The organism is Nocardiopsis sediminis (assembly GCF_042650565.1).
GTDB classification, from domain to species: domain Bacteria; phylum Actinomycetota; class Actinomycetes; order Streptosporangiales; family Streptosporangiaceae; genus Nocardiopsis_B; species Nocardiopsis_B sediminis.
Genome location: NZ_JBHSBH010000010.1, coordinates 286,422 through 304,591, shown reverse-complemented (window position 1 = coordinate 304,591; position 18,170 = coordinate 286,422). Strand labels below are relative to the sequence as shown.

The 18,170-nt window shown below is 72.5% G+C and carries 19 protein-coding genes; 7 read left to right on the top strand and 12 right to left on the bottom strand.

Features of this window, described 5'->3' with window-relative positions:
* Window positions 1-24: 24 nt before the first annotated feature.
* Together ACFOVU_RS16350 and ACFOVU_RS16345 are read right to left on the bottom strand one after the other, a co-directional pair.
* Window positions 25-456: an NUDIX domain-containing protein gene (locus tag ACFOVU_RS16350; RefSeq protein ID WP_378534522.1), complete on the bottom strand. Its 432-nt coding sequence runs from the start codon at window positions 454-456 to the stop codon at window positions 25-27.
* Window positions 453-1,223 (bottom strand): GntR family transcriptional regulator, encoded by a 771-nt coding sequence (locus ACFOVU_RS16345; protein ID WP_378534520.1) that lies wholly within the window; start codon window positions 1,221-1,223, stop codon window positions 453-455. Before ACFOVU_RS16345 ends, ACFOVU_RS16350 begins: the two co-directional genes overlap by 4 nt.
* Window positions 1,224-1,415: 192 nt before the next feature.
* Here ACFOVU_RS16345 and ACFOVU_RS16340 point away from each other — a divergent pair, with 192 nt between their 5' ends.
* Window positions 1,416-1,781 (top strand): hypothetical protein, encoded by a 366-nt coding sequence (locus tag ACFOVU_RS16340; RefSeq protein WP_378534518.1) that lies wholly within the window; start codon window positions 1,416-1,418, stop codon window positions 1,779-1,781.
* Window positions 1,782-1,858: 77 nt separating this feature from the next.
* Here ACFOVU_RS16340 and ACFOVU_RS16335 read toward each other — a convergent pair whose 3' ends face one another.
* From ACFOVU_RS16335 to ACFOVU_RS16320, 4 genes are all read right to left on the bottom strand, one after another.
* Complete coding sequence (locus ACFOVU_RS16335; RefSeq protein WP_378534516.1) at window positions 1,859-2,719, bottom strand: metal ABC transporter permease; 861 nt, start codon at window positions 2,717-2,719, stop codon at window positions 1,859-1,861.
* Window positions 2,719-3,477, bottom strand: coding sequence for a metal ABC transporter ATP-binding protein (locus ACFOVU_RS16330; protein ID WP_378534514.1), 759 nt, complete (start codon window positions 3,475-3,477; stop codon window positions 2,719-2,721). Before ACFOVU_RS16330 ends, ACFOVU_RS16335 begins: the two co-directional genes overlap by 1 nt.
* A complete protein-coding gene (locus ACFOVU_RS16325; RefSeq protein WP_378534512.1) occupies window positions 3,474-4,424 on the bottom strand; it encodes a metal ABC transporter substrate-binding protein in 951 nt (316 codons plus the stop codon). The genes ACFOVU_RS16330 and ACFOVU_RS16325 overlap by 4 nt, the downstream gene beginning before the upstream one ends.
* An 82-nt stretch (window positions 4,425-4,506) precedes the next feature.
* Window positions 4,507-5,628, bottom strand: coding sequence for an RNA-guided endonuclease InsQ/TnpB family protein (locus ACFOVU_RS16320; RefSeq protein ID WP_378534510.1), 1,122 nt, complete (start codon window positions 5,626-5,628; stop codon window positions 4,507-4,509).
* 10 nt (window positions 5,629-5,638) lie between these two features.
* Here ACFOVU_RS16320 and ACFOVU_RS16315 point away from each other — a divergent pair, with 10 nt between their 5' ends.
* Window positions 5,639-5,815: a hypothetical protein gene (locus tag ACFOVU_RS16315; RefSeq protein WP_378534508.1), complete on the top strand. Its 177-nt coding sequence runs from the start codon at window positions 5,639-5,641 to the stop codon at window positions 5,813-5,815.
* Between the two features lie 61 nt (window positions 5,816-5,876).
* On the opposite strand, the gene ACFOVU_RS16310 is transcribed toward ACFOVU_RS16315, so the two are convergent.
* Window positions 5,877-8,177 carry an ATP-binding cassette domain-containing protein gene (locus tag ACFOVU_RS16310; protein ID WP_378534506.1) on the bottom strand — a complete coding sequence of 767 codons (2,301 nt, stop codon included), beginning with the start codon at window positions 8,175-8,177 and terminating at the stop codon, window positions 5,877-5,879.
* A 163-nt stretch (window positions 8,178-8,340) separates the two neighbouring features.
* Between ACFOVU_RS16310 and ACFOVU_RS16305 the strand changes: the two genes are divergently transcribed.
* Entirely contained in the window at window positions 8,341-9,201 is an 861-nt protein-coding gene (locus tag ACFOVU_RS16305) for an IucA/IucC family C-terminal-domain containing protein (RefSeq protein ID WP_378534504.1), read from the top strand.
* Window positions 9,202-9,306: 105 nt separating this feature from the next.
* Here the strand turns inward: ACFOVU_RS16305 and ACFOVU_RS16300 are convergent, their stop codons facing one another.
* Together ACFOVU_RS16300 and ACFOVU_RS16295 are read right to left on the bottom strand one after the other, a co-directional pair.
* Complete coding sequence (locus ACFOVU_RS16300) at window positions 9,307-9,954, bottom strand: aspartate/glutamate racemase family protein (RefSeq protein WP_378534502.1); 648 nt, start codon at window positions 9,952-9,954, stop codon at window positions 9,307-9,309.
* Window positions 9,955-10,042: 88 nt separating this feature from the next.
* On the bottom strand, window positions 10,043-11,524 hold the full coding sequence (locus tag ACFOVU_RS16295) for an NCS1 family nucleobase:cation symporter-1 (RefSeq protein ID WP_378534500.1): 1,482 nt from the start codon (window positions 11,522-11,524) through the stop codon (window positions 10,043-10,045).
* A 466-nt stretch (window positions 11,525-11,990) separates the two neighbouring features.
* Between ACFOVU_RS16295 and ACFOVU_RS16290 the strand changes: the two genes are divergently transcribed.
* Window positions 11,991-12,626 (top strand): helix-turn-helix domain-containing protein, encoded by a 636-nt coding sequence (locus ACFOVU_RS16290; RefSeq protein WP_378534498.1) that lies wholly within the window; start codon window positions 11,991-11,993, stop codon window positions 12,624-12,626.
* 85 nt (window positions 12,627-12,711) lie between these two features.
* Here the strand turns inward: ACFOVU_RS16290 and ACFOVU_RS16285 are convergent, their stop codons facing one another.
* Both ACFOVU_RS16285 and ACFOVU_RS16280 read right to left on the bottom strand, forming a co-directional pair.
* The gene (locus tag ACFOVU_RS16285) at window positions 12,712-13,551 is read right to left on the bottom strand and encodes a TIGR03619 family F420-dependent LLM class oxidoreductase (RefSeq protein ID WP_378534496.1); all 840 of its coding nucleotides are present in this window, start codon (window positions 13,549-13,551) and stop codon (window positions 12,712-12,714) included.
* On the bottom strand, window positions 13,548-14,252 hold the full coding sequence (locus tag ACFOVU_RS16280) for an alpha/beta fold hydrolase (RefSeq protein WP_378534494.1): 705 nt from the start codon (window positions 14,250-14,252) through the stop codon (window positions 13,548-13,550). Before ACFOVU_RS16280 ends, ACFOVU_RS16285 begins: the two co-directional genes overlap by 4 nt.
* A 608-nt stretch (window positions 14,253-14,860) precedes the next feature.
* On the opposite strand from ACFOVU_RS16280, the gene ACFOVU_RS16275 reads away from it, so the two are divergent.
* Complete coding sequence (locus ACFOVU_RS16275) at window positions 14,861-15,553, top strand: metal-dependent transcriptional regulator (RefSeq protein ID WP_378534492.1); 693 nt, start codon at window positions 14,861-14,863, stop codon at window positions 15,551-15,553.
* 39 nt (window positions 15,554-15,592) lie between these two features.
* Here ACFOVU_RS16275 and ACFOVU_RS16270 read toward each other — a convergent pair whose 3' ends face one another.
* On the bottom strand, window positions 15,593-16,174 hold the full coding sequence (locus ACFOVU_RS16270; protein ID WP_378534490.1) for a TetR/AcrR family transcriptional regulator: 582 nt from the start codon (window positions 16,172-16,174) through the stop codon (window positions 15,593-15,595).
* A gap of 109 nt (window positions 16,175-16,283) precedes the next feature.
* Here ACFOVU_RS16270 and ACFOVU_RS16265 point away from each other — a divergent pair, with 109 nt between their 5' ends.
* Together ACFOVU_RS16265 and ACFOVU_RS16260 are read left to right on the top strand one after the other, a co-directional pair.
* Window positions 16,284-17,255 carry an aldo/keto reductase gene (locus ACFOVU_RS16265; RefSeq protein WP_378534488.1) on the top strand — a complete coding sequence of 324 codons (972 nt, stop codon included), beginning with the start codon at window positions 16,284-16,286 and terminating at the stop codon, window positions 17,253-17,255.
* 118 nt (window positions 17,256-17,373) lie between these two features.
* A complete protein-coding gene (locus ACFOVU_RS16260) occupies window positions 17,374-17,925 on the top strand; it encodes a flavoprotein (protein ID WP_378534487.1) in 552 nt (183 codons plus the stop codon).
* Window positions 17,926-18,170 lie beyond the last annotated feature (245 nt).

The window sequence follows — 18,170 nt, the reverse complement described above, 5'->3', positions numbered from 1 at the left end:
GCGGCCGACGGCGGGCACGCGTGTTCACGGGAGCAGGGATACCCCGTCGTGCACCCGAACGAAGGGCCCGTCACCACGGAACGCGTCGGTGATGCGCACGGCGCGCGCTTCCGGCGCAGCCGAGACCGCTTCCTCCTGCGTCATCCAGGCGACGGCGGTCGCCTCCTCGGTCGGATGAACGTCACCTGCGAGCGGACGGCAGCGAAACGCTAGGGAGACGACACCGAGCCGCATGTTCTTGTACACACCGACAAGCCGCTCGGGGGCGACCTTCATCCCGGTCTCTTCCAGCACTTCGCGGACGACGCCGGCCTCCGGGGTCTCGTCCAGTTCGAGAACACCGCCGGGAGGCACCCAGCGCCCGTCGTCGGCGCGACGGATGACCAAAACCTTGGCATCGTCGCGCACGACGACCCCGGTGACGCTCACACTGTGCAGGGGCGACTCGTTGCTCATGCATCACGCTCCTGTGTCCAGCTGTAGCTCAGGCGCCACTGGAGTGCTGCCAGGATGTTGATGCATGCCTCCACAGGACGGTCTTCGGCGTCGAATGCGGTGCGGATAACAGCGAAGACCGGCTGACCCGTCACGATATCCAGGAACGTGGCTTCCGGTTCCGTGGCCCCGCGGACCTCAATGTCTTCTGTGAATCGGACGGGGCCGAATCCACGGTTTGCCAGCCGCGCATACATACCGGTTGGACCGGTGTCCGGCATGGCGATGTCCACGCTTCCGGCGACCTCCATGGGGATGTATGAGGTAGCGATCTGGATAGGGCGATGATCGGCGAACATCTGGCGTTGACGGACCAAGCTCTCGTCACCTTCATTCAGCCGGAGGACTTCCGCGACGTCAGACGGAGGGATCACGGATTCGCACTGGACCAATAGCGTGCGTGGCGTCAGTCCAGACTTCGTGATCTCGTCCGCATATGTGCTGTCCCCGGGCTGCGAACGGTGCTCCTTGTCGATCCGTCGAACGCGCTTGACCCGCGGTACTTCCAAGACCACCGAGCCTCGGCCGTGCTCGGTGCGAATCCACCCCTCGGCCTGGAGCATCGCCATGGCCCGGCTGATGGAACTCTGATTGAGACCGTAGGTACGCGCGAGCTCGGGCTGGCTGGGGAGGGTCGTTCCCACCGGGTACTCACCCGTCTTGATGGCATCTCGCAGCATCTCCGCAACCTGCTTGTACCGTGCTCGCGGCTGCTCAAGATCGGCCATGGCAGGGGCACCTTCCGACATATGTGAAAACCTCTCCCTCACCGTATCCACGAGGGCACCATCAGGCGAGGAGACTTATGACATAAGACTTGACGCTTATGCAATAAATTCCTACAGTCGCAGGTGAGGGCCGCCCGTGAGGGATCTTCATCGCTCGCGGGCGGCGTCCTACCCCGAGAGGGAGAACCACTGATGACGGAAGTCAACACCGTGTCGTCGCCGATCGCCGCCTACGACTGGGGTGGCGTCGATACCTCGATCGACGATGAGGCGCCCGAGTTGCTGTCGGAGGAGCAGTTCGATCGCCACATCGAGGCCGTGGCCGCTCTGCTCGCCGCCGCCGGACTGGAGGTGCGGCGGCCCGACCGACGGAACCCCGGCACCTTGGAGATCAGCAATCGCACCACCGGCTACACCCTGGAGCTGGACCTGCGCGACGACCGTGGGGCCCATTGGACCCTGTCGGCCTGCGACGAGATCCCCGAAGGCACACCCGCGCTCGACCTCGCCGCCAGAATCGCGCTCATGCTCAGTGCATCGGGCCGGGTGACACGCTGAAGCAGTACGGCGCGGTGGCGGCTCCGGCCCCGAGAGCGAGCCGCCACCGCGTCACCGGTGATCCCGCCGTCAGGCCGTCAGGTCACCACCGCTCGGCGGCGCGCGAAGGCACGGGTCACCACCCCCTGGCGGGGGGAGAAGAGGTAGGCCAGGGCGAACGCCGCCGCCTGGGACACCACGATCGCGCCCCCCGTGGCGACGTTGAGGTGGAAGCTGGCGTAGGTGCCCAGGACCGCCGCGGACACCGACACGGCCACCGAGATCAGCAGCATCCGCTCGAAGCGGTCGGTGAGCAGGTAGGCCGTCGCGCCCGGGATGATCACCATGGCCACTACCAGGATGATCCCCACCGCCTGGAGGGCGATCACCACCGTGAGCGAGAGCAGGCCCAGCAGCAGCGCCTCCAGGCGCCGCGGGCTGATCCCGATGGTGTGGGCGTGCACGCGGTCGAAGGCGAAGAGGGTGAGGTCGCGGTGCTTGACCATCACCACCGACAGGGTCACGGTCGCCATCACCAGCACTTGGACGATGGCGGAGTCGGAGACCCCCAGCACGTCGCCGAACAGGATGTGCATGAGGTCGGTCTCGCTGGGCACCCGCGAGATCAGCACCACGCCGATCCCGAACATCGCGGTGAACACCACCCCGATGGCCGCGTCCTCCTTGACCCGCGAGGTGCGGTTGACCACCCCGATGAGCGCGACCGAGCCCGCGCCGAACACCAGCGCCCCCAGGGCCAGGGGGAACCCGAAGATGTAGGAGAGCACCACGCCGGGCAGGACCGCGTGGGAGACCGCGTCGCCCAGCAGCGACCAGCCGATCAGCGTCATCCAGCACGACAGCACCGCGCACACCACCCCGGCCACGACGCTGACCAGCAGTGCGCGCTGCATGAAGTCGAACTGGAACGGCACGGTGAACCACTCGACGACCGCCATCACGCCCCCTCCCCTGCCCGCGCCTCGGCGGGCGCCACGCCGAAGGCCTCCATCAGCCGGTCCGGTGTCAGCACCTCGCCAGGGGTGCCCTGGGCGACCACGCGGCGCTGGAGCAGCACGGCGTCGTCGCAGAAGTCCGGCACGGTCGCCAGGTCGTGGGTGGAGACCAGCAGGGTGTGACCGTCGTCGCGCATCGCGCGCAGCACCTCGACGATGGTGGCCTCGGAGCGCTTGTCGACCCCGGCGAAGGGCTCGTCGAGCAGGAACACGTCGGCGCCCTGGGCGATCCCCCGGGCCACGAACGCGCGCTTGCGCTGCCCGCCGGAGAGCGCCCCGATCTGGCGGCCGGCCAGGGCGCTGAGCCCGGTGCGCTCCAGGGCGCGCGCGACGGCGTCGCGGTCGGCGCGGCGCGGGCTGCGCCCGATGCCCATGTGGCCGTAGCGGCCCATCATGACGACGTCGGCCACGCGCACTGGGAAGGCCCAGTCCACCTGCTCGGACTGGGGGACGTAGCCGATGGTGCCGGTGCGGCGCGCCGCCTCGGTCGGGCCGCCGTGGATGCGCACGCGGCCGCGTTCGGCGGCCACCAGGCCCAGGATGGTCTTGAACAGGGTGGACTTACCGGATCCGTTGGTGCCGAGCAGCGCGCAGATGCGCCCGGGGGCGACGTCCAGGGTGGCGCCGTCGAGGGCGAGGACGTCGCCGTAGCGGACGGTCACCCCGCTGACCTCGATCGCGGGAGCGGGGGCGGCGCTCATGCCTGCGCCCCCTCGCCGGTGAGGCCGGCCACGATGGTCTCGGCGTCGTGGCGCAGCAGGTCGAGGTAGGTGGGCACGGGGCCGTCGGGCTCCGACAGCGAGTCGACGTAGAGGTCGCCGCCGCGGGCGGCCCCGCTCTCGTCGGCGACCTGGTTCTGGGCGCCGTCGTTGACGGTGGTCTCGCAGAAGACGGCGGGGACGTCGTTGTCGCGGACGAACTCCACGGTCGCGGCGATCTGCTGCGGGGTGCCCTGGGCGTCGGCGTTGACGGGCCACAGGTACTGCTCGGTCAGGCCGGTGTCGCGGGCCAGGTAGGAGAAGGCGCCTTCGCAGGTGACCAGGGCGCGGTGGCCCTCGGGCAGGTCGCCCAGTTCCTCGTCGAGGAAGTCGCCGATCTCGGCGATCTCCGCCTGGTAGCTCTCGGCGTTGGCCTCGTAGGTGGCGGCGCCTTCGGGGTCGAGGTCGGTGAGGGCGGCGGCGATGTTGTCGACGTAGACGGCCGCGTTGGCGGGCGACATCCAGGCGTGGGGGTTGGCGCGGCCCTCGTAGCCGCCCGAGGAGATGGGGATGGTCTCGATGCCCTCGGTGAGGGTGGCGGTGGGGGCGTCGATGCGCTCGGTGAACTGGGCGAACCAGCCCTCCAAGCCCAGGCCGTTCTCCAGGATGAGGTCGGCGTCCTGGCCGCGGACGAGGTCGTCGGGGGCGGGCTCGTAGCCGTGGATCTCGGCGCCGGCGCGGGTGATGGACTCCACGTCGACGCGGTCGCCGGCGACGTTGCGGGCCATGTCGGCCAGGACGGTGAACGTGGTGAGGACGGTGAGGCGGCCGTCGTCGTCGGTGGAGGACGCCGTGCCCGAGCAGGCGGCGGTGGCGGCGACCAGCGCGCCGGCCGCGGCCAGGGGCGGAAGAGAGCGGAGTGGTGGATACCAATCTCTAATGTTCGGCACGCCCAACATTTACCATAGGCGATCCTGATCCGGCCATATCGGGACTTGACATCCTCCCCTCCCTGAAGGGAGGGGATTCCAGCTACCAGCTCAATGCGAGCTGACGTTGCTGAGGTTCACGGACACTCGCGGGCTCGGGCCCGGTCGTCCCTCCGGCACGGACCCGCCGGGGTCCGGGGCTGACGCCCTGCCCTGCCGCGATGTTCTTTGAAGCGTTCAGGTCGGCGTTGCAGGTGAAACCGCAGGAGGAACAGACGAACCGCGCTTGGCTCTGACGCGAGTTCTTATCGATCCAACCGCAGTCGCTACAGCGCAGACTGGTGTAAGCCGGGGGCACGTCTTCGACGCGCCCGGCTGCTTTGTGTCCGGTCCGCGTCCGGAGGAGTCCCCACCCCTGGGCGAGGATCGCCCGGTTGAGCCCTGCCTTCTGGCGCACCTGCTTGCCGGGTTCCTCCACCGTCCCGCGTGCGGAGGCGGTCATGTTCCGGATGCGCAGGCCCTCGAACCGGATAATGTCGAACCCGAGCGCCAGCCGGGTCGAGGTCTTCTCCACCCAGTCCTTGCGCCGGTTCGCTTCCTTCCTCCGGTACCGGTTGGCCTTCGCGTTCTCGGCGGCCCGTTGCGTGCTGCCCCTCCTGGCTCGTGACGCGCGCCGTTCGTGCTTGCGGCGCTGCGCTTGTTCCTTCGCCGACAGCCCGGGGCAGTTCAGCATCTCACCGGTGGACAGGGCGGCGGTGATCGCCACACCCCTATCCACCCCCACCACGGACCCGTCCGCCGGTCCCAGAACGGGATCGGGGACCACAGGGAAGGACACATGCCACTGGCCGTGACGGTAAGTAACGCGGAACGATTTCGCGTCGGGTAGGCCGGGGAGGCTGTTGCGGAACCTCACCCACCCGCACCCGGGAACCCTGACCTGCGCCCACGCGCGGTTCAGCTTCTGCACGGCCACGCGGCGGTGCATCACCTGGTTGCCCTTGGCGTTGAGCACGGGTGCGCCGTCAGAGTCGAAGGCGGGGACCCGGCCTGTGCCGATGACCCGGAACCCCTCCCCGGCGCCCTTCCTGCGCCAGGTCGGATATCCGTGGGTGCCGTTGAAGAAGTTGGCCAGCGCCTGGTCGAGGTCCCTCAGGGCCTGCTGCTGGATCTCGGCGTTGCCCGAGGCCACCCACCCGACATAGCCGGCCTCCTCATCGCTCACGCCAGGTGCGGTGCAGGAGGTGGCCGCCGACGCCGACCCCCTCAGCGCCCGCTGCGGCCTGTCCTCACGGCTGACGGTCGACAGGCGGGAGCCGTGGGGTGTGCTGGAGGTGGTCGCCGAAGGCGGGCCGCTGCCGCCGTACCAGGCGGCGGCCGTGGCCGCCGCCCGCTTGGTGTGGAGCGCCTGACGCACGGGCCGTTGCGGTTCGGCGCTCGGGCGCCCCCTGCCGGGAAGCCCGCGGGGCCGGGTCAGGCCGGGACCGGCTCGGCGCGGCGGATGTCGCGGCGCAGGTACTCGGCGGTCAGCGACCCCGCGTCGCCCAGCAACTGCGCCGGGGTGCCCTCGAACACCACCTCGCCACCGTTCCTGCCGCCGTCGGGCCCCAGGTCGATGACCCAGTCGGCGCGCTTGACGACGTCGAGGTCGTGCTCGATCACCACCACGGTGTTCCCGGCGTCCACCAGCCGGTCCAGCAGCGCCACCAGCGTGCCGATGTCGGCCATGTGCAGCCCGGTGGTCGGCTCGTCCAGGACGTAGACGCCGCCGGTGGCGTGCAGCTCGGTGGCGAGCTTGATGCGCTGGCGCTCCCCGCCCGACAGCGAGCTCAGGGGCTGGCCCAGCGACAGGTAGCCCAGGCCGACGTCGCCCAGCGCGTCGAGCCCGCGCCGGATGCGCGGCTGCGGGAACAGGTCTCGGACCTGCCCGGCGGTGGCGTCGAGGACGTCGGCCACCGACCACCCGCCCACGGTGTGCCGCAGTACCGCCTCCTTGAACCGGCGCCCGCCGCACTCGCCGCAGGTCATGGTCACCGGGTCCATGTACGCGAGGTCGACGTAGATGACGCCGCGCCCCTGGCACTGCGCGCACGCCCCGCGCGAATTGAAGCTGAACAGCCCGGCGTCCACCCCGTTCTCCTTGGCGAAGATCCGCCGGATCTCGTCCATGATCCCGAGGTAGGTCGCCGGGCACGAGCGGGCCGAGGCGCCGATCGCGGACTGGTCCACCACCACCGCATCGGGGTGCTCGCCCACGAAGACGTCGGAGACCAGGGTGCTCTTGCCCGATCCGGCGACCCCGGTGACGGCCGTGAGCACGCCCGTGGGGAAGCGCACGGTGATGTCCTTGAGGTTGTGCCGGTCGGCGCCGGCGAGGGTGTACCACCCGGTGGGGGTGCGCACCGGGGACTTCACGCCCGAGACCGCGCGCAGGGCGGCGCCGGTCGGGGTGGCGGCCGCGGCCAGTCCGGCGAACGTCCCCTCGTAGACGATCCGGCCGCCGTCGGCCCCGGCCCCCGGGCCGATGTCGATCACGTGGTCGGCGACGGCGATGACGTCGCGGTCGTGCTCCACGACCAGCACGGTGTTGCCCTTGTCGCGCAGCTCGGCCAGCAGGTCGTTGAGCCGGTGCACGTCGCGCGGGTGCAGCCCCACGCTGGGCTCGTCGAACACATACGTCATGCCGGTCAGGGCCGACCCCAGGTGCCGGACCATCTTGAGCCGCTGGGACTCCCCGCCCGACAGCGTGGCGGTCTCGCGGTCCAGGCTGAGGTAGCCCAGGCCGATCCGCTCCACGCGGCGCAGTGCCGTGGACGCGGCGGCGACGATCGGGGCGGCCACGGGGGCGTCGATGCGGTCCAGCTCGGCGAGCAGGTCGGTGACCTCCATGGCGGAGTAGTCGGCGATGGAGCGCCCGTTGATGCGGGTGGCCAGGGCGGCGGGGTTGAGCCGCGCGCCGCCGCAGTCGCGGCAGGGGGCCGGGGCGACGACGCGCTCGACAGCGGTGCGGGTCTTGTCGCCCAGCGTGCTGAGGTCGCGGTTGAGGTAGAGGCGGGTGAAGCGGGGGACGATCCCCTCGAAGTCGATCTTGCTGTGGTGGCGCTCGGTGGTGATCTCGACGATGAAGCCCTTGCCGTGCAGCAGGGTGTGCCATTCCTCGTCGGTGTAGTCGGCGAGCGGCTTGTCGGCGTCGAAGCGGTCGCACCCGGCGTAGGTGCGCCACTGCCAGCCGCCCACGGCGAAGGGGTGGAACCGGATGGCGCCGCCGTTGAGCGACAGGCGGGTGTCCAGCAGCGCGTCCAGATCGATCCGGTTGGTGCGGCCGAGCCCGTCGCAGGCGGTGCACATGCCGGCGGGGTCGTTGAACGAGTACGCGGTCGCCCCGCCGGCGCTGGGGGTGCCGTGCCGGGAGAACAGCAGCCGGATCAGCGCGTAGATGTCGGTCATGGTGCCCACCGTGGAGCGCGAGTTGCCGCCGATGGGCTTCTGGTCGACGACGATGGCGGCGGAGAGGTTCTCGATCGCGTCGGCGTCGGGCTTCTCGTGCTTGGGCATGCGGTTGCGGATGAACCAGGTGAAGGTCTCGTTGAGCTGGCGCTGCGATTCCACGGCGACGGTGTCGAACACCAGGGAGGACTTGCCCGATCCCGAGACGCCCGTGAACACGACGATCTTCTCCTTGGGGATGCGCAGGCACACGTCGCGCAGGTTGTTCTCCCGGGCGCCCGTGATGACGATGCTGTCGCGGTGGGCGGCGGCCCTCTGGTCTGCCATGGTGGTGCGGACTCCCGTGGTCGGGGCGCCCGGGATGGGCGCGCGGTGGGCAGGGCGGAGCGCCCCGTCGCGCCCCGCGGGAGGCGACGTTAACCAGAGTTCCTGTCAGTCCGTGTCAGGTTCGGCCCGCGACTTCGGGCCGGGGGTGAGGAGGGGCGGCGCCATGGTGGCCGATCCGGGGGTGCGGGCGGTGCTCGCCGATGTCGCGGCGGTCAACCTGTTCTTCGCGGTCGCGCCGGAGTGCGCGGGCCCGGGCTGGCTTCCGGTGGGCGAGCTGGGGCGGCGTGCGGACCTGCTGGCCGGCGAGGTGGCCACGGTCCGCGCCGCGCTCGCCGAGGCTTCAGGGTGCACCCCTGGGCAGGTGGAGGGGCGCGTGGCGGCGTCGCTGTTCTACCAGGGGCTGGCCTCGCGGCTGCTGTCGCCGGTGATCGGCGCGGCCTTGGCGCACGGCCGGGTCCCCGACCCCGCGGGGCTGTGCTGGCGCCGCGACCGGCGGGGTCCGCTCGTCTTCGCCTTGGGCGAGGGCACGCCCCTGCTGCCTGTTGCCGCGGACCGCAACGGCAACGGCAACGGCACCACGGTCGGCACACCCCTCCGGTCCGGCGCATACCGCACTCCGCGGCCGGACGGCGCCGGCTCTCAGGAGGGCCCGTCACCGGAGACGGTGGCCGACCTGGTTAGGACGCGGGTACTCGAAGGGGTGCTGCGGCCCGTCGGCGCCGCGCTGCGCGCGCAGGTGAGGGTGGCGGAGCGGCTGCTGTGGGGCAACGCCGCCTCGGCCCTGGCCGGCGCGGTGGGCTCCCTCGCCCGGGCGCGCCCGGCTCTGGCCGCCGATGCCCGCGCCCTCGCCGCCGCCCTGCTGGCCCGCCCGCCACTGGCCGGGCTGGGACGCCTCGGCCCGGAGCCCGGCCACGGGTTCACCCGCACCACCTGCTGCCTCTACTACCGGCTCCCGGGCGCGGGCATGTGCGGCGACTGCGCCCTTCTCCCGTCGGCGCGGCGATCCCGCGCGCAGGGCCGGTAGGTCCGACGCGGGGCCGTCCGGGCGATCGGAGCGGTCGCGGGGTGCGGGCGACGTCCCCTCGGCCTCGGCGCGCGGAGGCAGCGGGGCGGCGCCGGACGCGCGGGATCAGCGCACGGGGACAACGGCCGCGGTCGCCTGGGCGAGGGTGACCGCGGCGGCCACGCCCTCGACCACGGGGCGGCCGGTCGCGCGGGCGACCTCTGCCGCCATGCCGGCCATGCCGCCGCAGCCGAGGACCACGACCTCGCCCTCGGCGGACGCGGCGGTGGCGATGACGGTCTCCAGCGCAGCGGCGGGGTGGGCGACCATGTCGGGCACCCCCAGCCCGGTGGCGTGGGTGCCGGTGCAGCGGGCGCCGAGGCCGAGCGCGCGCAGCCGGTCCTCCACCACGGGCACCGCGGCCGGGGTGGAGGTGACCACGGCGTAGTCGCGGCCCAGTGTGAGGGCCACAGCGGGGGCGCATTCGGTAATGTCGAAGACGGGGGCGCGGGTGCTGGCGCGCACGGCCTCGCGTCCGGGCTCGCCGAAGCCCGCCATGATGACCGCGTCGGCCCGCTCGGCGTGCCGGTCCACTTGGGCGAGGACGCCCATCGCGCTGAGCAGGACCTCGCGGTCGCCAGAGAGTTCGACGGGACCGTCGTCGGGGTGGACGGCGGTGATCTCGGTGCCGGGAGCGGCCGCGGCCTGCGCGGTGTCGCGGATCAGCCGGGTGCAGGCGGCGATGCGGTTGGGGTTGACCACGAGGATGCGCACGCTGTGCTCCTTGTTCCGTGCCGGGGCGGTGCGGATCGGGGGCGGGGCGGTGCCGCGGCCCGCCCGGACGGGTGGGCCGCGGCGGATGTCACCGGACCGGACCGGTGCCCGGGCCCGTGGGCGCGGTGCCGGCGGGGTCCGGGGGGATGATCGCGTCGGGGATGGGCCCGCTGCGGCGCGGGCTGCGCGCGTAGTAGATGAGTCCCCCGATGAGCAGGCCGAGCACCCAGGAGAACGGGGCGACCGCGGAGAAGGCGGGGACCAGGGCCAGGACGGCGGAGACCGCCGCTGCGGGCAGGAACGCCTGGAGGGCCACGGGGTTGAAGCCACGCACGTAGTAGTAGGACGATCCCTGCTCGGCGCGGAAGAGGTCGTCGAGGACGATGTGGCCGCGCCGCACGAGGTAGTAGTCGACCAGCAGGATCGCGACGAGCGGGGCGAGGAAGGCGGCGAGGCCGCCGAGGAAGTAGTTGATCACGTAGGGGTTGGAGTAGAGGTTCCACGGCAGCACGAGGACGGCGAGGACGGCGCTGATGATCCCGCCCCGGGTGAAGGTGAGGTACCGGGGCGCGACGTTGGCGAGGTCGTAGGCCGGGCTGACGAAGTTGGCCACGATGTTGATGCCGACCGTGGCGACGATGAAGGTGATGGCGCCGATGATGGTCACCCACACGTTGTCGATGCGCGCGACGATCTCCACGGGCTCGGTGATGGTCTCGCCGAAGACGGCGATGGTCCCGGCGGTGGTGACCACCGACACCAGGGCGAACAGCGAGAAGTTCAGCGGCAGGCCGAGCAGGTTGCCGCGGCGGTAGGCGCGGTGGCTCGTGGTGAACCGGGCGAAGTCGCCGTAGTTGAGGATGAGGGTCATGAAGGTGGCGATGGTCAGGCCGACCGCGGCGAGCATGTGGCGGGCCTGCTCGCCGGGCGGGATGACCACGGCGCCCTCGGTGAGGGAGATGTCGAAGTCGGCCTGCACGAGCAGCCAGCCGGCCAGGAACAGCATGACGATCCACACGATCGGCCCGGTGGCCCAGTCCTGCACCTTGCGGATGGTCTCCATGCCGCGGCTGAGGATCGCCAGTTGCAGGGCGGACATGAACAGGAACGCCGCCCAGCCCAGGCTGGACAGCCCGAGGATGTCGTTTCGGGTGTAGGCCTCCAGCGCGGGCATGCTCTGCACGGCGAGGACGACCAGGGCGACCGAGGCCAGCCAGGTCTGGATGCCGTACCAGGCGATGGCGATGACGGCGCGGATGAGCGCGGGGATGTTCGCGCCGTGGACGCCGAAGCTGACACGGGCCAGGACCGGGAAGGGCACGCCGGTGCGGTGGCCGGCGTGGCCCATGAGGTTCATCCCGATGTAGACGAGGGTGATGCCCACCAGGAGCGCGACGAAGACCTGCCAGGCGGCCAGGCCCAGGATGAACAGGCCGGCGGCGAAGGTGTAGTTGCTGATGGCGTGGGTGTCGGCCATCCAGAGGGCGAAGACGCTGTAGGTGCCCCAGGTGCGTTTGCGGGTGGGGCAGAGGTCGCTGTTGTAGAGGCCGGGCGCGTAGCCGGGCGGCACTCCGCCCGCGCCGACCCGGGGGCCCGGCGCGGGCGGAGTGGGCCCGGGTGGTGGTGGAGGAGGAGGTGGACTGACATCCTCCCGGCCTGGAAGGGCCGGGGTTCCATCCGCCCGCGTGATGCGGGCCCTGGCGGGTTCCTGTTTCATCACGCACCGCCCTGGCTCGGCAGGGTCTTACATGCGCTCCGCAGGCGTTTGACTACTCGGCGTGCCCCGCCGCGTAGAGATGGACCATACCCGTGCCGGGCGTCCAACTGCAACCTTGCGTTCCCCGCCCCGAAGGACGGGGCTTGCGCCGGGGGAAGTTGGGTCATGATCGGTCACCAGCCCTTGCTGCCGCTGCGGGTGCGGCATCATCCGGAGGGAAGAATGAGGTGTTAATCTATGACTGAACGAGATGTTAATGGTTTCCTTCACGTTGCGCCACCGTTAACCGCGCATCCGCCCCGCTAGGATGGACAGCACCATGGCGCCGCCCCCTCCCGACACCCCCGCCGCACCGGCCGCGCCCTTCGACGGCCAGGAGTTCGGCGCACGGATCCGCGCGCTGCGCATGGAGCGCGGGCTGTCGCTGCGCAAGGTCGCCGGGCTGCTGGGCATCAGCCCGAGCGCGCTCTCCCAGATCGAGCGCGGCAAGATGCGCCCCTCGGTCACCCGCCTCTATGCGATTATGTCCGCCCTGGACGCACCCGTGACCGCCGCGTTCAGCGACGACCACCCCGGATCCGCATCCGCTCCGGCCGCGGCCGCGCCGCCCGGCGACGACGGCGTCGTCGTGGCGCGCAGCGGCGAGGCCGCCACCCTCACCCTGGGCCACGGGGTGCGCTACCGGCGCCTGACCCCGGTGGCCACACCGGGCGTCAACCTGTTCGAGTCGACCTACCCGCCGGGGGCGTGCTCCAGCCAGAACGCGGAGTTCGTGGCGCACAACGGGCGCGAGATCGGCAACGTCGTCAGCGGGGCGCTGACGGTCGACGTCGGGTTCGACAGCTACGAGCTGGGCCCCGGCGACTCCATCGCGTTCTCCTCGGGCACCCCGCACCGCATCACGAACAACGGCACCGTGCCCGCCGTGGCGATCTGGATGAACCTGGCCGGCTGAGGCCCGCCGATGCACCGCGGCCCGTCCGCCGCCGCTGACATCGCGGCGGCGGACGGGACCACTGGGACGGCCGCCCGGTACACCCTCACCCCTCCGGGGCGATGCCCGCCTCCCGGGCCAGATCCGCCATGCGCCCGGCGAAGCCCTCCTCCGGGCCGAACCAGACCGCAACGTGGTCGGCGCCGGCGCGGGTGAAGGCCCGCACGGTCTCGGCCACCTCGGCCGCCGAACCGCCGGGGAGCAGCTCGGTGCGGGTCCCGGCGCCGATCGGGCGCCCGGCCATCTCCCGCACGGCGGCGGCGCGCTCGGCGAAGCCGTCAGGGTCGAGCGCGACGCCCTGCCACACGTCGGCGTGGCGCGCCGCGCGCCGCAGCGCGGGCGCGGAGGTGCCGCCGACCATGATCGGCACGGGGGCGGCCGGCACCGGCGCGAAGACCCCGGTCGTGAACCCGTACCGGTCGCCGGTGAAGGGGCCGCGCCCGGCGGTGTGCAGGTGGCGGATGAGGCGCAGGGCCTCGTCGGTGCGCCCGCCGCGGTCGGCGAAGTCCGCGCCCAGGGCGGCGAACTCGCGCGCCTCCCACCCGGTGCCCACCCCCAGGGTGAGCCGCCCGGGGGCCAGCCGGTCGAGCGTGGCGGCCTGTTTGGCCAGCAGGAACGGGTCGCGCAGCGGCAGGATGAGCACCGACGTGCCCACGCCGATCCGCTCCGTGGCCGCCGCGATCGCGGTGAGCAGCACCATCGGCTCCAGGGCGCCGCCGTAGCCGTTGCCGTAGCCGTGCGGGGGCAGCGGGTGGTCGGGCAGCCAGACGGAGCGGTAGCCCAGCTCTTCGGCCCTGCGGGCGAGGCCGACCACGGCCCACGGGTCCAGGGTCGCGCTCTCGGTGGGCAGGACCGCGTCGAGGACGGGTGTGGCGGTGGCGGTCATCGCGTCGGCCCCCCGTTGGCCGCGAGGAAGTCCAGCACCTGTGCGGCCCACTCCTCGGGGGCGTCCTCCCAGATGTGGTGGCCGGAGGCGAGGTCGGCGCGGCGCGCACCGGGGATCGCGGCCGCCAGCTCCGCGGAGTGGCCGGGCGCGACGAGCTCGTCGGCGGTGGTGGCCAGCACCAGCGTGGGAACGGCGATCCGCGGCAGGTCGTCGCGGACGTCGACGCGCCGGCCGAGGTCGACCTGGTCGGCGGCGCCCGCCGGGCCCGATGCGGCGAGGTCGGCGTGCCACGTGCGCAGGAGCGCGTGCATGGCCTCGCTGGGGTGGGCGAAGGCGGCGGCCAGGACCAGTGCGGTGACGCGCCCCGGGTGGCGCACCGCGGCGCGGATCGCGACCGCGCCGCCCAGGGAGTATCCGTGGAGGGCGAAGGTCGCCACCCCGGCGTCGTCGGCGGCGGCCACGACCGCGTCGGCCAGGCCGTCGAGGGTGAGCGGGGTGGCCGAGCGCGGGGTGCGCCCCGATCCGGGGTAGTCGGGCCCGACCACGGTGTGGTGGCGGGCGAAGGCGTCGATGACCGCCCCGTAGTTGGCGTCGGTCCCGCCGGTGGCGCCGTGGGCGAGCAGCAGGCCGGGGCCCCGGCCGCGCCGCAAGTAGGACAGGGGCCGGTGGGCGGTGGCGCCGGTGTCGTGTGTCGTTGTCATGGCTCGGACGCTAGGGCTTCACACCGGTGTGAAGGTCAAGGCGCGTGGCGTGTCGCCCGGGCCGCGCGCGGGCGCACCCGGGTGGTGGGGATGGGTGCCGGGCGGTGCCACGTGGGGTTCGCCGGTGCCGGCGGCCCACGTGGGCCCCGCACCGCCCGGCCTGGCGCTGTGCTCGATGACGGCGCCCCGGGCGCCGGCGCGGTCGCTTCCCCTACCCCTCCCGGGAGGTTCTTCGGACCGGCGTGCGCACGGGGCCGCCGTCGGCGCCGTGTCCGGCGGCGGGGGTGGCCCCCCGGGCGCCGGAGCACCCATGGTGGCCGAAGGGCACACGCCCGGGCAATCAGTTTCGGATTGGACCGAAAGTCGCTGGTCACGACGGTATGCGCGGGTTTCCGGGGCGGCCGGCGCGCCCGGCGCGGGCGGGGTGGGCAGGCCCGGGGGCTCGCGGGGGCCGGAGGCGGGGCGCCGGGGCGGGGGCGCGGACCGCCCGGGCGGTCAGGGGACCCTTGTGGACGACTCGGGCGGATGCCGCGATCCCCCTGTTCACCGGGGGTATGTCGCCGCGAGGGGTGCACGTGGCGGGGGTGGACCGCGGTACCGTAGCCGGTATGGGGAGTACTTCGGAGCGGCCGTCCACCTCGGTCGAGGACTACGTGAAGGTCATCTACGACCTCCAGGAACGCGGCTCCGGGCCGGTGACCATTTCGGCCATGGCCGAACGCCTGTCGGTGTCCAACTCCTCGGTCTCCGGGATGCTGCGCAAGCTGGGCGAACTCGGGCTGGTGGAGCACCGCCGCTACGGCGATGTCCGCCTCACCGACACCGGCGCCAAGGCCGCCCTGGCGGTCCTGCGGCGCCACCGGCTCCTGGAGACCTACCTCGTGGCGGCGCTGGGCTACTCCTGGGACGAAGTGCACGATGAGGCCGAGATCCTCGAGCACGTGGTCTCCGACCGCTTCGTCGACCGCATCGCCGACCACCTCGGCGATCCCGTCGTCGACCCCCACGGCGACCCCATCCCCACCCGCGACGGCCAGGTCGTCGAGCGCGATACCCGCCTGCTGTCCGAGGCCGAGACCGGCGCCAACGGCGTGATCGTGCGCGTCAACGACTCCGACCCCGACCTCCTGCGCTACCTCGCCGAGCAGCGCATCGGCATCGGGATGCGCATCAAGGTCGTGGAGCGCCAGCCCTTCGGCGGGTCGCTGGTGGTGCGCGTGGGCTCCTCCGGCGACCAGCGCGACCAGGCGCTGGGCCTGGTGGCCGCCGACGCCCTGTGGATCGCCCCGGCGATCGACTGAGCCCCGTCGCCGCCCCGGGCGGCGGCCCCGGGGCAGGCCTCACTCCGACGGCGCGTCGGCGCCGTCGAGGAAGAGGGCGGTGACCACGGCGCTGGCGTGCTCGGCCCCCCACCCCTGCACGGCCGCCTGGGAGATCGCCCGTTCCAGCAGGGCGGTGAACATCTCGAACAGCACCTCGGCGGGCATGTCGCCGCGCAGCGTGCCGTCGGCCGCGCCCCGGCGCAGCAGGGCGCGGACGGGCTCGGCGAGGCGGCGGTCGGTCTCGGGCAGGGGCGGCATGCCGGGCCCGCCGCGGGAGTGCCTGAGGTTGACCACCGCGGTGTAGGTGCCGCCCGCGGTGACGAACGCGCGCGCCACCCGGGCGACGCCCTCGCGGACCGGGACCGATGCGAGGTCGGCGTCGGCGATGCGCGCGGACAGGTCGTCGAAGGCCGCTTGGACCAGGCCCGCGAGCAGGGCCTCGCGGTTGGGGAAGTAGCGGTAGAGGGTGGCCCGGCCGACCCCGGCGGCCTCGGCGATCTCGGCCATGCTCGCCGTCTCGCCGCGCTCGGCGAGGACCGTGGCCGCGGTGGCGATGATCCCTGAGGCGATGCGGTCCTTCAGTGCCGGAGATGGGTTCATGGCCGCCACTCTAGTGCGTCGTCTCAACTCTTGACACCAACGCCTAGGATCGAGACAGTCGTGTCTCAGTCGGCGGATTTCCCGGCGACCCCTGTAAAGGCGGTGCGTGATGGACAGGCGACAACTGGGCCGGACCGGCATCGAGGTCTCCCCCATCGGCCTTGGCTGCATGCAGCTCTCCGGCGGCGGGCTGACAGCGGGCTTCTACCCTCACATCGACCAGCCGACGGCCACCTCGATCGTCGGCGCGGCACTGGACGGCGGGGTCGACTGGTTCGACACCGCCGAGCTGTACGGCAGCGGCGGCTCCGAGCGGGCCCTGACCACCGCGCTGGCCCAGCGCGGAATCGAGCCGGGCGGCGTCACCATCGCCACCAAGTGGCTGCCGCTCCTGCGGACGGCGGCCAGCATCACGCACACGGTCGGCGCACGGCTGGAGGCCCTCCAGGGCTTCCCCATCGACCTGCACCAGATCCACATGCCCTTCGGGAACCTGTCGTCGATCCCGGCCCAGGTGCGGCGGATGGCCGACCTGAAGGAGAGCGGGCGGATCCGGGCGGTGGGCGTCAGCAACTTCTCGGCCCGCCAGATGACCGCGGCCCACAACCTCCTGCGCTCCCGGGGCATCGAACTGGCGTCCAACCAGGTCCAGGTGAGCCTGCTGAAGCGCGACATCGAGCGCGACGGCACCCTGGAGGCCGCACGCCGGCTCGGCATCACGCTGATCGCCTACAGCCCGCTGCACTCGGGCCTGCTCACCGGCAAGTTCCACGCCGATCCCGGCCTCGTCGCCGCCGTTCCGCGGACGCGGCGGGCGATAGGCGGGTTCTCTCCGAAGGCGCTGGCCCGCACGGCCCCACTCATCGACGAGCTGCGCGCCATCGGCGACGCCCACGGGGCCACGCCCGCCCAGGTGGCGCTCAACTGGCTGGTCGGCTTCTACGGCGACACCGTCATCGTGATCCCCGGCGCCTCCAGGCCGCACCAGGCGGCCGAGAGCGCCGGGGCGATGGACCTCACCCTGACCGCCAGGGAGCGCGACCGGCTCGACGAGCTCTCGCGCGCCTGCACGTCGAGGTGACCCGGCGGATGGGCCGGGCCTCGCCCGAGGACGGCGGGCGGGGTTCCGGCCCGGCCGCATCTGTCCGGATGTGCCGTTCACCCCGCGCTGACCTGCCCCGGGTCCCTAGACTTCCCCTATGGCGAAAACCCTGTACCTGATCGTCTCCGGTGCCATGGTCCGCGAACCCGTGTCCGATCTGGTGCGGGGGGTGCAGGACGCCGGCTGGCGGGTGAGCGTCCTGTCCACCCCCATGGGCACCCGCTTCCACGACCCCGCCGAGCTGGCGGAGCTGACCGGTGAGCCCGTGCGCGTGGAGTTCCGCATGCCCGGCACCGGCGCCCCGCTTCCGCCGCCCGACGCCGTCCTGGCCTGCCCGCTGACCTTCACCAGCGTCAACAAGATCGCCAACGGGATCGCCGACGGCTTCGCGGTCGGGCTGGTGTGCGAGATGTTCGGCTTCGGGGTGCCCACGCTCCTGGTGCCGCACTGCAAGCCGGACCTGGCGAGCCACCCGGCGTTCGGGCGCAGCGTCGCCACCCTGCGCGCCATCCCCCGCGTCACCGTCCTGCACGATGCCCGGGCCGCCCATCCGCCCTCCTGGAGCGAGGTCACCGCCGCCCTGGAGGAGACGGCCGCCGCCGGCCGCCCCGACGCCCCCGTGGGCGGCGGCTACGGGTACGCCGACTAGGCGGACGCCCCCGCGCGGTGACCGATACCCTCCCGCGGGGCACGGGGGCTCGCCCGCCCGTGTCCCGCCTCTCCCCAGGTCAGGGGTGCGCGCCGGTCGACCCGTGCGGTAGTGTTCGTACGTAAGTACGAATTCGGCCTGTCTTCCCCGGGTTTTCGGCGCATGCCGTCGTGCCCTGGCCGCACGCGGCGAGCGGTGGGGGGACGAACATGGGGACGGCCGGCATGCCGCCGCGGGGCCCGGAG

Coding starts and splice junctions, on each gene's coding strand:
- ACFOVU_RS16280 (WP_378534494.1), bottom strand. CDS start 14,252: ATGACAACGACACACGACACCGGCGCCACCGCCCACCGGCCCCTGTCC.
- ACFOVU_RS16260 (WP_378534487.1), top strand. CDS start 17,374: ATGGCGAAAACCCTGTACCTGATCGTCTCCGGTGCCATGGTCCGCGAA.
- ACFOVU_RS16350 (WP_378534522.1), bottom strand. CDS start 456: ATGAGCAACGAGTCGCCCCTGCACAGTGTGAGCGTCACCGGGGTCGTC.
- ACFOVU_RS16275 (WP_378534492.1), top strand. CDS start 14,861: ATGGGGAGTACTTCGGAGCGGCCGTCCACCTCGGTCGAGGACTACGTG.
- ACFOVU_RS16285 (WP_378534496.1), bottom strand. CDS start 13,551: ATGACCGCCACCGCCACACCCGTCCTCGACGCGGTCCTGCCCACCGAG.
- ACFOVU_RS16270 (WP_378534490.1), bottom strand. CDS start 16,174: ATGAACCCATCTCCGGCACTGAAGGACCGCATCGCCTCAGGGATCATC.
- ACFOVU_RS16265 (WP_378534488.1), top strand. CDS start 16,284: ATGGACAGGCGACAACTGGGCCGGACCGGCATCGAGGTCTCCCCCATC.
- ACFOVU_RS16305 (WP_378534504.1), top strand. CDS start 8,341: ATGGTGGCCGATCCGGGGGTGCGGGCGGTGCTCGCCGATGTCGCGGCG.
- ACFOVU_RS16290 (WP_378534498.1), top strand. CDS start 11,991: ATGGCGCCGCCCCCTCCCGACACCCCCGCCGCACCGGCCGCGCCCTTC.
- ACFOVU_RS16310 (WP_378534506.1), bottom strand. CDS start 8,177: ATGGCAGACCAGAGGGCCGCCGCCCACCGCGACAGCATCGTCATCACG.
- ACFOVU_RS16345 (WP_378534520.1), bottom strand. CDS start 1,223: ATGGCCGATCTTGAGCAGCCGCGAGCACGGTACAAGCAGGTTGCGGAG.
- ACFOVU_RS16330 (WP_378534514.1), bottom strand. CDS start 3,477: ATGAGCGCCGCCCCCGCTCCCGCGATCGAGGTCAGCGGGGTGACCGTC.
- ACFOVU_RS16335 (WP_378534516.1), bottom strand. CDS start 2,719: ATGGCGGTCGTCGAGTGGTTCACCGTGCCGTTCCAGTTCGACTTCATG.
- ACFOVU_RS16340 (WP_378534518.1), top strand. CDS start 1,416: ATGACGGAAGTCAACACCGTGTCGTCGCCGATCGCCGCCTACGACTGG.